Here is a 15,693-nt window from a genome sequence, read left to right as displayed (position 1 = left end):
CTTGTGTGTCTCCCCTCTACGCGCGTCACAAGCGCACCACGCTCGCCATCGCGACCGCCATCGCCGCCGGCGCGCTGCTCACCACCGGGCTGACCTCCGGTGCCACCGCCCAGCCCGCGCCGGCCGCGGACAAGGCCCAGCCGGCCGGCGCCCCGGTCCAGCTGACCCCCGCCGCGCGCACCGCCCTGATCAAGAAGGCGGACGCCACCACGGCCGAGACCGCCGACGAGATAGGCCTGGGCGCCAAGGAGGAACTGGTCGTCCGCGATGTCCTCAAGGACACCGACGGCACGGTCCACACGCGCTACGAGCGCACCTTCGGCGGTCTCCCGGTCCTCGGCGGCGACCTGGTCGTCCACGAGTCCAAGGCCGGTGACATCAAGAGCATCACCAAGGCCACGACCGCCGCCGTCAAGCTCTCCGACCTCACCGCGGACGTCACCAAGGCCACCGCCGAGAAGCAGGCCCTCAAGGCCGCCAAGGCGGAGGGCTCCACCAGGACGGCGGCCGACAAGGCCCCGCGCAAGGTCGTCTGGGCCGCGAGCGGCAAGCCCGCCCTCGCCTACGAGACGGTCGTCGGCGGCTTCCAGCACGACGGCACCCCGCAGGAGCTGCACGTCATCACCGACGCGGAGACCGGCAAGAAGCTGTACGAGTGGGAGGCCATCCAGACCGGTACCGGCAACAGCCAGTACAACGGCTCGGTGACCATCGGCACGACCCTGTCGGGCTCCACGTACAACCTGACGGACGCCGCGCGCGGCAGCCACAAGACGTACAACAAGGCCCGCGCCACGTCGTCCTCGGCCGGCACGCTCTTCACCGACGCCAACGACGTCTGGGGCACCGGCACCGCGACCAGCTCCTCGACCGACCAGAACGCCGCCGTGGACGCCCACTACGGCGCCCAGGTCACCTGGGACTTCTACAAGAACGTCCTCGGCCGCAACGGCATCAAGAACAACGGCGTCGCCGCGTACTCCCGTGTCCACTACGGCAACGCGTACGTCAACGCCTTCTGGTCCGACAGCTGCTTCTGCATGACGTACGGCGACGGCGAGGGCAACGTCAAGCCGCTCACCTCCCTGGACGTCGCGGGCCACGAGATGACGCACGGCCTGACCTCGAACACGGCGGGCCTGAACTACAGCGGCGAGTCCGGCGGCCTGAACGAGGCCACCTCCGACATCCTCGGCACGGCGGTGGAGTTCTACGCGGCCAACTCCAAGGACCCTGGCGACTACCTCATCGGCGAGAAGGTCGACATCCGCGGCAACGGCACCCCGCTGCGCTACATGGACCAGCCGAGCAAGGACGGCTCGTCGGCCAACTACTGGTCGTCGTCGCTCGGCAGCCTGGACGTCCACTACTCCTCGGGCCCGGCGAACCACTTCTTCTACCTGCTGAGCGAGGGCAGCGGCAGCAAGACGATCAACGGGGTGACGTACAACTCCCCGACGTCGAACGGCTCCACGCTCTCGGGCATCGGTCGCGACAAGGCCGTCCAGATCTGGTACAAGGCGCTGAGCACGTACATGACCTCGACGACCAACTACAAGGGCGCGCGTACGGCGACCCTGAACGCGGCGTCCTCCCTCTACGGCGCGAGCAGCGCGGAGTACGCGGCGGTGAACGCGGCGTGGGCGGCGGTCAACGTCACCGCGTGACGCACAGCTGAACAAGGGGCGGTACCCGGCCGGAAGGCAACGCCGGGTGCCGCCCTACTCTTTGGCTCATGTCCCACACCGACGGCTCACTCCCGCTCCCCGAGGGCCCCTTCACCTACGACGCGGTCGGCGCGACCCGCGAGGGCCACTGCCCGCCCGACTTCAACCCCCTCCACGTCCGCTCCCGCATAGGCGAGGGCACGGACGTGTTCGAGCGAGCCGCGAACGCCGTCCTCACCTGGGAGATGCACCGCGCGATGGGCGTGGGCATACGGACGGACGCGGCGGAGGCCGCCCCGGGCGTCGACGTGACCGTGACGTTGGGCGGCCTCATCAAGGCCCCCTGCCGCGTCGTCTGGACCGTCGACGAACCCCGCCGCAAGGGCTGGGCCTACGGCACCCTCCCCGGCCACCCCGAATGCGGCGAGGAAGCCTTCGTCGTCGACCGCACCGGCGACGGCACGGTCTGGCTGACGGTCACCGCCTTCAGCCGCGCCGCCAAGTGGTACGCCCGAGCGGGCGGCGCGGCGACCCGGGGCTTGCAGCACGCGTACGCGCGGCGGTGCGGGGTGGTACTGCGGAGGTTGGCGGGGGACCCGAAGGAGTGAGCCGGGCCCGGGGCCGGGCGACCGTGTCGGCGCCCCCGCCGGGACAGCGCTACCGCATCAACACCCCCGCCCCCTCCCCCAACTCCTCCGAAGGCACCATCACCAGCCCCAGTTCCGCGGGCGATGCGAGCAGGCGGTGGGTGGGGAGGATGCGGACCGTGTAGCCGAAGGAGCCCGTGCGGTCCAGGGCGAGGGGGCCCTCGTACCCCCAGCGGCCCTCGTCGTCGGGGCCGCTCGTGGGCTTGAGCGGGACGTACGTCGCGTCCGTGATGCGGTCCTCCATGTCGACGCGGCCGGAGACCGCCTGGACCTCGACGTCGTCCGGGGCCAGATCGCCGAGGCCGACGCGGACGCGCAGCACCAGGGTGGCGCCCAGTTCGGCGGCGGTGCTGGCGGGGGCGGCCGAGGTCTCCACGTGGTCGACCGTCACCCGGTGCCAGGCGCCCCGGACGCGGGCCTTCCAGTCGGACAGTTCGCGGGCCACGTCCGGGACCAGTGACCGGTGGGCCCGGGCGGCGGGGGCGTACAGGCGTTCCACGTACTCGCGGACCATGCGGCCGGCCAGCACCTTCGGGCCGAGGTGGGTCAGGGTCTCGCGGACCATCGCGATCCAGCGGTCGGGCAGACCGCCCTGGCCGCGCTCGTAGAAGCGTGGGGCGACCCGCTGTTCGAGCAGGTCGTAGAGGGCCGCCGCCTCCACGTCGTCCCGGCGGTCCTGGTCCTCGGCCGTCGCCGTACCGTCCGCCGTCGGGATCGCCCAGCCGAAGTCCGGCCGGAACCATTCGTCCCACCAGCCGTCCAGGACGGACAGATTGAGACAGCCGTTCAGGGCCGCCTTCATACCGCTCGTCCCGCACGCCTCCAGGGGGCGCAGGGGGTTGTTCAGCCAGACGTCGCAGCCCGGGTAGAGCTTCTGGGCCATCGCCATGCCGTAGTCGGGGAGGAAGACGATCCGGTGGCGGACGCGCGGGTCGTCCGCGAACCGCACCAGCTCCTGGATCAGGCGTTTTCCGCCGTCGTCCGCCGGGTGCGCCTTGCCCGCGATCACGATCTGGATCGGGCGTTCCGGGTGGAGGAGGAGATCCATCAGGCGGTCCGGGTCGCGCAGCATCAGGGTCAGGCGCTTGTAGGACGGGACTCGGCGCGCGAACCCGATGGTCAACACATCCGGATCCAACACTCCTTCGATCCAGCCCAGCTCGGCCGTGCCCGCGCCCCGCTGCCGCCAGGAGGCGGACAGGCGTTCCCGTACCTCCACGACCAGTTGTTCGCGCAGGTCCCGGCGCAGGTCCCAGATGTCCTGGTCGGGGATGTCGCCGACGGCGTCCCAGCGCTCGGAACCGCCGACCGTCATGGCGTCCTCGGTCCGTTCGGCGCCGATCTGCCGGGCGCCGAGGCGGAAGACCTCCGGGGCCACCCAGGTCGGTGCGTGCACCCCGTTGGTCACCGAGGTGATCGGGACCTCGTCCGGGTCGAAGCCCGGCCACAGGCCCGAGAACATCTCCCGGCTGACCTGCCCGTGCAGCAGCGAGACACCGTTGGCCCGTTGCGCGAGCCGCAGGCCCATCACCGCCATGTTGAAGACGTTCGGGTCGCCGCCCGCGTACGTCTCCATGCCCAGCCCCAGGATGCGGCCGACGTCGATGCGCGGCAGTTCGGCGTCGGGGCCGAAGTGGCGGGCGACCAGTTCGCGGTCGAAGCGGTCGATGCCGGCGGGGACGGGGGTGTGGGTGGTGAAGACCGTGCCGGAGCGGACCGCCTCCAGGCCGGCGTCGAAGTCGAGCCCCTGGTCGCAGAGTTCGGCGATGCGCTCCAGGCCGAGGAAACCGGCGTGGCCCTCGTTGGTGTGGAAGACCTCGGGCCCGGCGTGACCGGTGAGCCGGCAGTACGTCCGTACGGCCCGCACTCCTCCTATGCCGAGCAGCATCTCCTGGAGGAGCCGGTGTTCGCTGCCGCCGCCGTACAGCCGGTCGGTCACACCGCGTTCGCCGAGGTCGTTCTCCTCGACGTCCGAGTCGAGCAGCAGCAGCGGCACCCGGCCGACCTGGGCCTGCCAGATCCGCGCGTGCAGCCGGCGGCCGCCGGGCAGCGCCAGGTCGACCTGGGCCGGGGTGCCGTCGGTGTCCTGGAGCGGGACCAGGGGCAGTTCGTTGGGGTCGAGCACCGGATAGTGCTCCTGCTGCCAGCCGTCCCGGGACAGGGACTGCCGGAAGTAGCCGTGCCGGTAGAGCAGTCCGACGCCGATCAGCGGGACTCCGAGGTCGCTGGCCGCCTTCAGATGGTCGCCGGCGAGGATGCCGAGACCGCCCGAGTACTGCGGCAGCGCGGCCGTGATGCCGAACTCGGGCGAGAAGTAGGCGACGGCGGCCGGGAGTTCGGACGCCCCCGCCTGCGCCCGCCCGTGCGCGTCCCCCCGCCCCCGCACCTGGTACCAGCGGTCCCCGGTGACATAGTCACGCAGGTCGTCGGCGACGGCGGCCAGCCGGCGCAGAAAGCGCCGGTCCTCGGCGAGTTCGGCGAGGCGGCGGGTGGAGACGGAGCCGAGCAGGCGTACGGGGTCGCCGCCGGACGAGGCCCAGCGCTCGGGGTCGACCGACTGGAAGAGGTCACGGGTCTCCGCGTGCCAGGACCAGCGCAGATTGCGCGCCAGCTCGCTGAGCGGATGGAGGGCTTCGGGCAGGACGGGTCGGACGGTGAATCTGCGGATGGCCTTCACAGAGGGTTCCACCTTCGCGCCAAAGACGTACGGGCCGGGGACGCACTCCGCTGTGCGCCGTTCGTCACCCCCCGACGGTAGCGGCGCGGGGGCCCGGCAACCACGGGGCGTCCCTCGGTATGCGATTACGGCGCATCCGTACCCCGGCCGCCCCGCCGGGCAGTCCACCCCGGGGAGTTCAGTCCTGAATTCGCCGCAACACAGCCGCAAGGTCCACATGTACCCCACGGGCGATATGGCCGATTCCACCCCTCTGCGCGGCCTTGTGGGGCTTCACACCGCACGAGAGGCTGCCCAGTGGAACACCGGCCGACCTCGGCCGGGGAGGGGGTTCTCACACATGCACGATCCGACAGAGGCGAGAAACAGGCGCAGGCGCTGGGCGGGAGGGCTCACCGCGGCGCTGACGGCCGCCGCACTTTCGGCCATCTCCCCGCCGGCGCAGGCCGCCGCGGAGGGGCTCGTCCACGGAGCCGGTGGTCCCGGCTCCGTCAACGGCAGTTACATCGTGACCCTCAAGGCGGGAACGGCGGCCCCGTCGAAGTCCGGAAAGGGCATAGCGGCGAAGTACGGGGCGAAAATACGCCACACGTACAGCACCGCCCTGAACGGATACTCCGTGGAGGCCGGCGAGAAACAGGCCAGGCGCCTCGCGGCGGACCCCCGCGTGGCCTCGGTCGTCCAGGACACGAAGGTCACCTACGACCGCCGACAGGCCACCCACGACAGCCGGCAGGCGACCCACGGCAGTTGGCAGGCGACCTACGGCACCCGGCAGGCCGCACCCGACCCCCGGCACGCCGCCGGCGCCCCCCGGCAGCCCGACCCGCCCTCCTGGGGCCTGGACCGCGTCGACCAGCCGAACCTGCCGCTCGACAAGGGCTACACCTGGCCGCGGTCGGCGGGCAAGGGCGTCACCGTGTACGTGATCGACACCGGTGTACGGATCACGCACAAGGACTTCGGCGGCCGGGCCGCCCACGGCTGGGACTTCGTCCAGAACGACAGGACAGCCCAGGACGGCAACGGCCACGGCACCCATGTCGCGGGCACCGTCGCCGGCACCACGTACGGCGTCGCCAAGAAGGCCAAGGTGGTCGCCGTACGCGTGCTCGACGACGACGGCGGGGGGACGACCGCCCAGGTCATCGCGGGCATCGACTGGGTCACCAAGCACGCGAGGAAACCGGCCGTCGCGAACATGAGCCTGGGCGGCTACGGCAACGCCCAGCTCGACGCGGCCGTACGCAACTCCATCGCGTCCGGGGTCACCTACACGGTCGCCGCGGGCAACGACGCAGTCGCGGCCGGCCTCCACTCACCCGCCCGCGTCAAACAGGCGATCACGGTCGGCGCCACCGACAGGAAGGACGTCCGCGCCCCCTTCTCGAACTGGGGCCCGAGCCTTGACCTGTTCGCCCCCGGGGCGTCCATCACCTCCGCCTCGCACCGGAGCGACACCGGGAAGACCACCCATTCCGGTACGTCCATGGCCTCCCCGCACGCGGCGGGCGCGGCGGCCCTCTATCTGGCCGACCATCCGCGGGCCGCACCGGCGGAAGTGGCCAAGTCGCTGGTGGACCGAGCGGTTTCGGGCAAGGTCAAGGACAGATATCCGGGCTCCCCGAACAAGCTTCTCCACGTCGACAACCCGTAGGAAGCCGTAACACCACAGGTGAGCGGCTCTTTACCGAGAGCGACTACAGTGACCGGCCTCGCCCCTCTCGGACGAGGCCGGTCTTGTGTGTAGACATACGCGTGAGTAGTTAACAAAGTGCCGGAATGCCCACCCGCACTGTGTGGGAAGGCTCCACCGGTACGTCCCGCTGGCCCCACCTCCCCACACCCTCATCCGCCCACCCACGTTGACGCGGACAGGAGCGGTCATGCCCGCCACGCACCACTCGTCAGCCCCCCCGACGACCAGTACCACCACCGCCCCACCCGACAGCACCGCCGCACGCCCCGCACGCCCGGCGCGCACCGGCCCGCCCGCGCCTGCCGCGCCACCTCCGAAGACCCCGGTGACTCCGGGCGCCCCCACCATCGGGCGGATACCGGTCATCGACGTACGGCCGACCGTCCACCACGGCCGCCGGCCGGCCAAGGCGGTCGTGGGCGAGGCCTTCGAGATCTCGGCCGTCGTCATCCGCGAGGGCCACGACGCGGTCGCCGCCAATGTCGTGCTCAGGGACCCGGAGGGCCGCCCGGCCGGCTGGACCCCGATGCGCGAACTCGCCCCCGGCACCGACCGCTGGGGCGCCACCGTCTCCGTACCGAGCGAGGGCCTCTGGTCGTACGCCGTGGAGGGCTGGGGCGCCCCGGTCACCACCTGGCGCCACCACGCCCACATCAAGATCCCGGCCGGTATCGACACGGAACTCGTCCTGGAGGAGGGCGCGCGCCTCCACGAGCGCGCCGCCGACGGCATCCCCGAGGGCAGGAACGGCCGAGGCACCCTCCTCGCCGCCGTGGACGCGCTACGGGACACCACGCGGCCCGCGTCCTCCCGGCTGGCGGCGGCGTTGGCGCCGGAGGTGGACGAGGTCCTCACCCGCCACCCCCTGCGTGAACTGGTGACGTCCTCCGAGCCGTTGCCCCTGCTGGTGGAGCGGGAGCGGGCCCTGTACGGCTCCTGGTACGAGTTCTTCCCGCGTTCCGAGGGCACCCCCGAGCAGCCCCACGGCACGTTCCGTACCGCCGCCCGCCGCCTGCCCGCCATCGCCGCGATGGGCTTCGACGTCATCTACCTGCCCCCGATCCACCCGATCGGGACCACCTTCCGCAAGGGCCGCAACAACACCCTCTCGCCGACTCCGGACGACGTGGGTGTGCCGTGGGCGATCGGCTCCCCGGAGGGCGGCCACGACGCCGTCCACCCCGACCTGGGCACGATCGAGGACTTCGACTTCTTCGTGGCCGAGGCCCGCGCGCTGGGCCTGGAAGTCGCCCTGGACTTCGCGCTGCAGTGCTCCCCGGACCACCCGTGGGTGCAGAAGCATCCCGAGTGGTTCCACCACCGCCCCGACGGGACGATCGCGTACGCGGAGAACCCGCCGAAGAAGTACCAGGACATCTACCCCATCGCCTTCGACGCCGACCTGCCCGGTCTCATCGCCGAAACGACCCGCGTCCTGCGGCACTGGATGGACCACGGGGTGCGGATCTTCCGCGTCGACAACCCCCACACCAAACCGGTGGTGTTCTGGGAGCAGGTCATCGCCGACATCAACGCCACCGACCCCGACGTCATCTTCCTGGCCGAGGCCTTCACCCGCCCGGCGATGATGCACACCCTGGCCGCCACCGGCTTCCAGCAGTCCTACACCTACTTCACCTGGCGCAACACCAAACAGGAGCTGACGGAGTACGCCACCGAGCTGGCGGGCGAGGCCGCCGCCTACATGCGGCCCAACTTCTTCGTCAACACCCCCGACATCCTCCACGCCTTCCTCCAGCAGGGCGGCCGCCCCGCCTTCGAACTCCGCGCCGTCCTCGCCGCCACCCTCTCCCCCACCTGGGGCGTCTACTCCGGCTACGAACTGTGCGAGAACACCCCCCTCAAGCCGGGCAGCGAGGAGTACCTCGACTCCGAGAAGTACCAACTCCGCCCCCGCGACTGGGACGCGGCGGCACAAGACGGACGTACGATCGCCCCACTGCTCGGCAAGCTCAACGAGATCAGGCGTCGGAGCCCGGCGCTGCGTCAGTTGCGGGATCTGCACTTCCACCAGGCCGACCAGGAAGCGGTGATCGCCTACTCGAAACGCGCGGGCTCGAACACGGTTCTGGTGGTGGTCAACCTCGATCCCCACCACACCCAGGAGGCCACGGTCTCGTTGGACATGCCGCAACTCGGCCTGGACTGGCATGAGTCCGTGCTGGTGCGCGACGAGCTCACCGGCGAGGTCTACACCTGGGGCAGGAACAACTATGTACGTCTTGAACCGGGCCGCTCGCCCGCCCACGTACTGACCGTCCTGCGACCGTCCAACCCGCAGATCGGGGGGTCACCCACACCATGATCGTCAACGAGCCCGTTCCGGACACCTTCGAGGACACTCCGCAGAAGGACCGGGACCCGGACTGGTTCAAACGCGCCGTCTTCTACGAAGTCCTCGTCCGCTCCTTCCAGGACAGCAACGGCGACGGCATCGGCGACCTCAAGGGCCTGACCGCCAAACTCGACTATCTGCAGTGGCTCGGCATCGACTGCATCTGGCTCCCGCCCTTCTTCAAATCCCCCCTCCGCGACGGCGGCTACGACGTCTCCGACTACACCGCCGTCCTCCCCGAATTCGGCGACCTCGCCGACTTCGTCGAATTCGTCGACGCCGCCCACCAACGCGGCATGCGCGTCATCATCGACTTCGTCATGAACCACACCAGCGACCAGCACCCGTGGTTCCAGGAGTCCAGGAAAGATCCCGACGGCCCCTACGGCGACTACTACGTCTGGGCCGAGGACGACAAGCAGTTCCAGGACGCGCGCATCATCTTCGTCGACACCGAAGCCTCCAACTGGACCTTCGACCCCGTCCGCAAGCAGTACTACTGGCACCGCTTCTTCTCCCACCAGCCGGACCTCAACTACGAGAACCCGGCGGTGCAGGAGGAGATCATCTCGGCGCTGCGGTTCTGGCTGGACCTGGGCATCGACGGCTTCCGCCTGGACGCGGTGCCCTACCTGTACCAGCAGGAGGGCACCAACTGCGAAAACCTTCCGGCAACCCACCACTTCCTCAAGCGGGTACGGAAGGAGATCGACGCGCACTACCCGGACACCGTGCTGCTGGCCGAGGCGAACCAGTGGCCGGAGGACGTCGTCGACTACTTCGGTGACTTCCCCAGCGGCGGCGACGAATGCCATATGGCGTTCCACTTCCCGGTGATGCCGAGGATCTTCATGGCGGTCCGGCGGGAATCCCGCTACCCGGTCTCGGAAATCCTCGCCAAGACCCCGGCCATCCCCTCCAGTTGCCAATGGGGCATCTTCCTGCGCAATCATGATGAATTGACGCTGGAGATGGTCACCGACGAAGAGCGCGACTACATGTACGCGGAGTACGCCAAAGACCCGCGTATGCGCGCCAACATCGGCATCCGCCGCCGGCTGGCGCCCCTCCTGGACAACGACCGCAACCAGATCGAACTGTTCACCGCACTCCTGCTCTCCCTGCCCGGCTCGCCGATCCTCTACTACGGCGACGAGATCGGCATGGGCGACAACATCTGGCTCGGTGACCGGGACGCGGTGCGTACGCCGATGCAGTGGACGCCGGACCGCAACGCCGGCTTCTCCTCCTGCGACCCGGGACGGCTCTCCCTCCCGACGATCATGGACCCGGTCTACGGCTACCAGGTGACGAACGTCGAGGCGTCGATGTCCTCGCCGTCCTCGCTGCTGCACTGGACCCGCCGCATGATCGAGATCCGCAAGCAGAACCCGGCGTTCGGCCTCGGCACCTACACCGAACTCCAGTCGTCCAACCCGGCCGTCCTCGCCTTCCTCCGGGAGGCACCCTCGACCGAGGGGGACGGGGACGACCTGGTGCTGTGCGTCAACAACTTCTCCCGTTTCGCACAGCCCACCGAACTCGATCTGCGCGCCTACGAAGGACGCCACCCCGTCGAACTCATCGGCGGAGTGCGCTTCCCGGCCATCGGCGAACTGCCCTACCTCCTCACCCTCGCGGGCCACGGCTTCTACTGGTTCCGCCTGCGGAAGGACACCGTGTAAGCCCGCCCGGAACCCCGGGCGGGCCGGTTTCTCCCGGCCCGCCCGGGGCACGCAGACAGGAACACCCCGCCCCCGGGGAAAGGACGCGAGGCCATGTCGGAAGCCGCCACGCACTCCACCGCGACAAGTCCTGCTCCACCGCCCACCGCAGAGCCAGGTCCCGGGCTGCTCATCTCCCTGGAACCGCTGCTGCGGGAGTGGCTGCCACGGCAGCGCTGGTTCGCGGGGAAGGGGCGGCCGGTCGCCGGGTTCAGCCTGGTGGCGGCCACCGAACTGCTGCCGGTCGGCACCGCCAAGGCCGGACTGCTGCACCTCATCCTCCGCGCCCACCAGCCACTGGTGCCGTCCCAGGGCGCCCCGGCCCACCCGGGCGACTGCTACCAACTGCTGCTCGGCGTACGCCAGACCCTGCCGCCCCGGCTGGCGCCCGCGCTGATCGGGCATGTGGCCGAGGGACCGCTGGCCGGGCGGACGGTGTACGAGGCGCTGTACGACCCGCGTCTCGCCGACGTCCTCCTGGAGGCGCTGCGGTCCCAGGCACACGTAGGTGAGCTGCGCTGCGGACGCGACATGCGGCACGGCATCCCCGAGGGCCTGGTGCCCCGAGTGGTGACCTCGGAGCAGTCCAACTCCTCGATCGTCTACGGCGATACGTTCATCCTCAAGCTGTTCCGCCGGATCGTGCCCGGCGACAACCCGGACCTCGAACTGCCGATGGTGCTGTCCCGCGAGGGCTGCCCCCGGGTACCGGCGCCGGTGGCCTGGATGGTGGCAGAGCTGGGCCGGGGCACCGACTCGGGCCCCGACACCCATCACGTCCTGGGTGTCCTCCAGCCGTTCCTGCACGGCGCGGCGGACGGCTGGGAGCTGGCGCTGAGCGTGCTGGCCAAGGGCGAGGACTTCACCGCCGAGGCACGGGCGCTGGGCCGGGCGACCGCCGAGGTGCACACCGCGCTGACCCGGGCCCTGCCCACGGTCACCCTGGGCAGGCCGCAACTGGAGTCCCTGGTCGACGGCATGACCGGACGCCTGGAGGCCGCCGCGCAGGCCGTACCCGCGCTGCGCCCGTACGCGCCCGGTCTGCACACCGCCTTCGAGGCCCTCGCCGACCTGGCCGCCGAGGGCCGCACCTGGACCGCGCAGCGCATCCACGGCGACCTCCACCTCGGACAGTGTCTTCGCTCCCCCTCCGGGGAGTGGTCGCTCATAGATTTCGAGGGCGAGCCCTCGAAGCCGCTGGCCGAGCGGCGGATGCCGCAGCCCGTCGCCCGTGACATCGCCGGCATGCTCCGCTCCTTCGACTACGCGGCGCACTCCCTCCAGCCCCCGGCCGCCGAGTGGGCGACCGCCTGCCGGGCCGCGTACTGCTCCGGCTACGCGGACGTCGCCGGGGACGACCCGCGTACGGATCCCGTGCTGCTGCGCGCGTACGAGACCGACAAGGCCGTGTACGAGGTCCTCTACGAGGCCCGCCACCGCCCCGACTGGCTGCCGGTGCCCCTGGCCGCCGTCCACCGACTGGCGACGGACCCCGGCGCCGACACCCCCTGACACCACCCCCTCCCGAGGAGACCGTCCCTGTGACTCCCCGCCCGCCGTCCGACGACAGCACCCAGCCCACCGGCCCCGCCGCCGAGGGGCCCGCCCCGGTGAAGAAGACGGCCACGAAGAAGACGGCCGCGACCGCGAAGAAGGCCGTGGCGAAGAAGGCGACAGCCAAGAAGACGGCGACGACGAAGACGGCGAAGAAGGCGGCGACCAAGAGCACAACAGCCCAGGGCACGGCCACGGTCGGGAACAGGGTGCCGCCATTGGCCAGGAAGACCGCCGCCAAGACGGCCGGGACCAAGGCGGTCGCCGAGAAGGCCGGCGAGGGGACACCGGCCGTCGAGAAGGCCACCGAGAGCAAGGCGGTCGCCAAGAAGTCCGCACCGGGGAAGGTGGCGGAAGGCAAGCGCGTGGCCAAGAAGGCTCCCGCCAAGAAGGCCCCCGCCAAGACGACGTCCGCGAAGAAGGCGGTCGCGGAGAAGGCGGTCGCGGAGAAGGCGGTCGCGGAACCGACCGTGGCAGCGCAAGCCATGGCCGCGCCAGCTGCGGCCGAGCCAGCCGTGGCGAAGAAGGCCGTGGCCAAGAAAGCCGCCGCCAAGAAGACCGGTGCGAAAAAGGCTGTCGCGAAAAAGGCAGTCGCGAAGAAGGCGGCGGTCAAGCAGACCGCGACCAAGAAAGCCGTGGCCAAGAAAGCCGTGGCCAAGAAAGCCGTGACCGCGAAGGCCGTCACGACCGAGGCCGTGGCCAAGAGGACCGTCACCAAGAAGGCCTCCGCGAAGAAGGCCGTGCAGCCGCCGCAGGAGGCGGGGGCGGCGGCGTCGGTTGCCGGCGTCCCGTCGGGCGCCGGAACGCCGGTGCCGGAGCCGGCCGTGGCCGAGCGGAGCGCTCGCGTGTCGGTGCTGGCCGGGCCGGCGACGGCCGGCGAACCGGTGGTCCCCAAGCAGACCGCCGCCGAGCCGGTGGTCGCCGAACCGAAGGTGCCCAAGCAGGCCACCGGAGGCGCTGACAGCGACCACCCCAACGAGCCGACCGGCACCCCCGACCACGAACCCGCCCTCGCCCAGCCCGCCTTCTCCCCCGCGATGGACGGTGCCGATCGCGAGCGGCTGCTGTCCGGAACCCATCACGCGCCGCACTCCGTGCTCGGGGCCCACCCCGCGCCCGGGGGCGTGGTGTTCCGCGCGTTCCGGCCGTACGCGCTCGGCGTGAGCGTGGTGGTGGAGTCGCTGCGGGCGGAGCTGCACGACGACGGGGGCGGGTTCTTCTCGGCACTGCTGCCGCTGCGGGAGGTGCCGGGGGCGTACCGGCTGCTGGTCTCGTACGAGGGGAAGGAACAGGAGACCGAGGACGCGTACCGTTTCCTGCCCGCGATCGGCGAGCTGGACCAGCATCTGATCAACGAGGGCCGGCACGAGGAGCTGTGGAAGGCGCTCGGCGCGGAGCCGATGACCCACCAGGGCGTGACCGGCACCCGTTTCACGGTGTGGGCGCCGAACGCGCGCGGCGTACGCCTGGCGGGGACGTTCAACTTCTGGGACGGCACCGGCTTCCCGATGCGTTCGCTGGGCTCCTCGGGGGTGTGGGAGCTGTTCGTGCCCGGGATCGGCGAGGGCGAGCTGTACAAGTTCGAGATCACGCGGCCTGACGGTTCGAAGACGCTCCGGGCCGACCCCATGGCCCGGCGTACGGAGGTCCCGCCGCACACCTCGTCCATCGTCCACGCCTCGCACTACGAGTGGACCGACGAGGAGTGGCTCGCCCGGCGCGCGGAGACCCCCGCGCACGAGGCACCCTTCTCGGTGTACGAGGTCCATCTGGCGTCCTGGCGACCCGGGTTGACGTACCGTCAACTCGCCGAGCAGCTACCGGCGTACGTCTCCGACCTCGGCTTCACCCACGTCGAGCTGCTGCCGATCGCCGAGCACCCCTTCGGCGGCTCCTGGGGCTACCAGGTCACCGGCTTCTACGCCCCGACCGCCCGCCTCGGCAGCCCCGACGACTTCAAGTTCCTGGTCGACTCCCTGCACCGGGCCGGGATCGGGGTGCTGATGGACTGGGTGCCGGCCCACTTCCCGCGTGACGACTGGGCGTTGGCCGAGTTCGACGGGCGTCCGCTGTACGAGCACGGGGACCCGGCGCGGGCGGCGCACCCCGACTGGGGGACGCTGGAGTTCGACTACGGGCGCCGCGAGGTGCGCAACTTCCTGGTGGCGAACGCCCTGTACTGGTGCGAGGAGTACCACATCGACGGGCTGCGGGTGGATGCCGTCGCCTCGATGCTGTACCTCGACTACTCGCGCGAGCCGGGGCAGTGGACGCCGAACGAGCACGGCGGGCGGGAGAACCTGGACGCGGTCGCCTTCCTCCAGGAGATGAACGCGACGGTGTACCGGCGGGTGCCGGGCGTCGTGACCATCGCGGAGGAGTCCACCGCCTGGGACGGCGTCACCCGGGCCACGCACCACACCGGGCCGGGCGGCTTCGGCGGGCTCGGCTTCGGGCTGAAGTGGAACATGGGCTGGATGCACGACTCGTTGGGCTACATGTCCAAGGATCCCGTCCATCGCAAGCACCACCACCACGAGATGACGTTCTCGATGGTGTACGCGTACAGCGAGAACTACGTCCTGCCCATCTCGCACGACGAGGTCGTGCACGGGAAGGGCTCGCTGGTGTCGAAGATGCCGGGTGACTGGTGGCAGCAGCGCGCCAACCACCGTGCGTACCTCGGCTTCATGTGGGCGCATCCCGGCAAGCAACTCCTCTTCATGGGGCAGGAGTTCGCGCAGGGCGCCGAGTGGTCGGAGGCGCACGGGCCCGACTGGTGGCTGCTGGACCCGGCGTACGGTGCCGAGGCCGACCATCGGGGTGTTCGCGACCTCGTCCGCGACCTCAACTCGGCCTACCGTGGCACGCCCGCGCTGTGGCAGCAGGACACCAGGCCCGCCGGGTTCTCCTGGATCACGGGGGATTCCGCGGACGACAACGTCCTGGCGTTCCTGCGGTTCGCGGCGGACGGTGCGCCGCTGCTGTCGGTGTCCAACTTCAGCCCGGTCGTCCGGGAGGACTACCGGCTGGGGGTTCCCGAGGATGTTCCGGCCTGGCGCGAGATTCTGAACACGGACGCGGGGGCGTACGGCGGGACCGATGTGACGACCCCCGATCCGGTGAAGCCGGACCCCCACCCGTGGCACACCCACCCGGCCAGCATCCGCGTCACCCTGCCCCCCTTGACCACCCTCTGGCTCCGCCCGGCCTAGCCTCCCGCCCCCGCCGCCCCTACCCGTCCCATCCCCCAGGGGCTACGCCCCTTCGCCCCCCTTCGCGCTCCGCGCGGGGTGGGTGGGTGGGTGCGGGTGCGTGGGGGCTGGTCGCGCAGTTCCCCGCGCCCCTAAAGGGCCTGCGGCCCTTTAG

Annotated in this window: 8 protein-coding genes; 7 read left to right on the top strand and 1 reads right to left on the bottom strand. The window is 70.8% G+C overall.

Features of this window, described 5'->3' with window-relative positions; genetic code table 11:
* Positions 1 to 5 precede the first annotated feature (5 nt).
* On the top strand, positions 6 to 1,667 hold the full coding sequence (locus ABT147_RS37555) for a M4 family metallopeptidase (protein WP_351414849.1): 1,662 nt from the start codon (positions 6 to 8) through the stop codon (positions 1,665 to 1,667).
* A gap of 68 nt (positions 1,668 to 1,735) precedes the next feature.
* The gene (locus tag ABT147_RS37550; RefSeq protein ID WP_351414847.1) at positions 1,736 to 2,275 is read left to right on the top strand and encodes a DUF1990 domain-containing protein; all 540 of its coding nucleotides are present in this window, start codon (positions 1,736 to 1,738) and stop codon (positions 2,273 to 2,275) included.
* Between the two features lie 49 nt (positions 2,276 to 2,324).
* Here the strand turns inward: ABT147_RS37550 and ABT147_RS37545 are convergent, their stop codons facing one another.
* Complete coding sequence (locus tag ABT147_RS37545; RefSeq protein WP_351414844.1) at positions 2,325 to 4,991, bottom strand: glycosyltransferase family 1 protein; 2,667 nt, start codon at positions 4,989 to 4,991, stop codon at positions 2,325 to 2,327.
* A 340-nt stretch (positions 4,992 to 5,331) separates the two neighbouring features.
* On the opposite strand from ABT147_RS37545, the gene ABT147_RS37540 reads away from it, so the two are divergent.
* The 5 genes from ABT147_RS37540 (at position 5,332) to glgB (ending at position 15,539) form a co-directional block, all read left to right on the top strand.
* A complete protein-coding gene (locus ABT147_RS37540; RefSeq protein WP_351414842.1) occupies positions 5,332 to 6,648 on the top strand; it encodes a S8 family peptidase in 1,317 nt (438 codons plus the stop codon).
* 229 nt (positions 6,649 to 6,877) lie between these two features.
* On the top strand, positions 6,878 to 9,016 hold the full coding sequence (locus ABT147_RS37535; protein WP_351414839.1) for an alpha-1,4-glucan--maltose-1-phosphate maltosyltransferase: 2,139 nt from the start codon (positions 6,878 to 6,880) through the stop codon (positions 9,014 to 9,016).
* On the top strand, positions 9,013 to 10,731 hold the full coding sequence (treS, locus tag ABT147_RS37530) for a maltose alpha-D-glucosyltransferase (protein ID WP_351414837.1): 1,719 nt from the start codon (positions 9,013 to 9,015) through the stop codon (positions 10,729 to 10,731). The genes ABT147_RS37535 and treS overlap by 4 nt, the downstream gene beginning before the upstream one ends.
* Positions 10,732 to 10,824: 93 nt before the next feature.
* Positions 10,825 to 12,282: a maltokinase N-terminal cap-like domain-containing protein gene (locus ABT147_RS37525; RefSeq protein WP_351414834.1), complete on the top strand. Its 1,458-nt coding sequence runs from the start codon at positions 10,825 to 10,827 to the stop codon at positions 12,280 to 12,282.
* Positions 12,283 to 12,311: 29 nt separating this feature from the next.
* Complete coding sequence (gene glgB, locus ABT147_RS37520) at positions 12,312 to 15,539, top strand: 1,4-alpha-glucan branching enzyme (RefSeq protein ID WP_351414832.1); 3,228 nt, start codon at positions 12,312 to 12,314, stop codon at positions 15,537 to 15,539.
* Positions 15,540 to 15,693 lie beyond the last annotated feature (154 nt).

This window comes from Streptomyces sp. NPDC001868 (genome assembly GCF_040297125.1).
In the GTDB taxonomy this organism is placed as follows: domain Bacteria; phylum Actinomycetota; class Actinomycetes; order Streptomycetales; family Streptomycetaceae; genus Streptomyces.
This window is presented reverse-complemented; position numbering and strand designations above follow the sequence as displayed.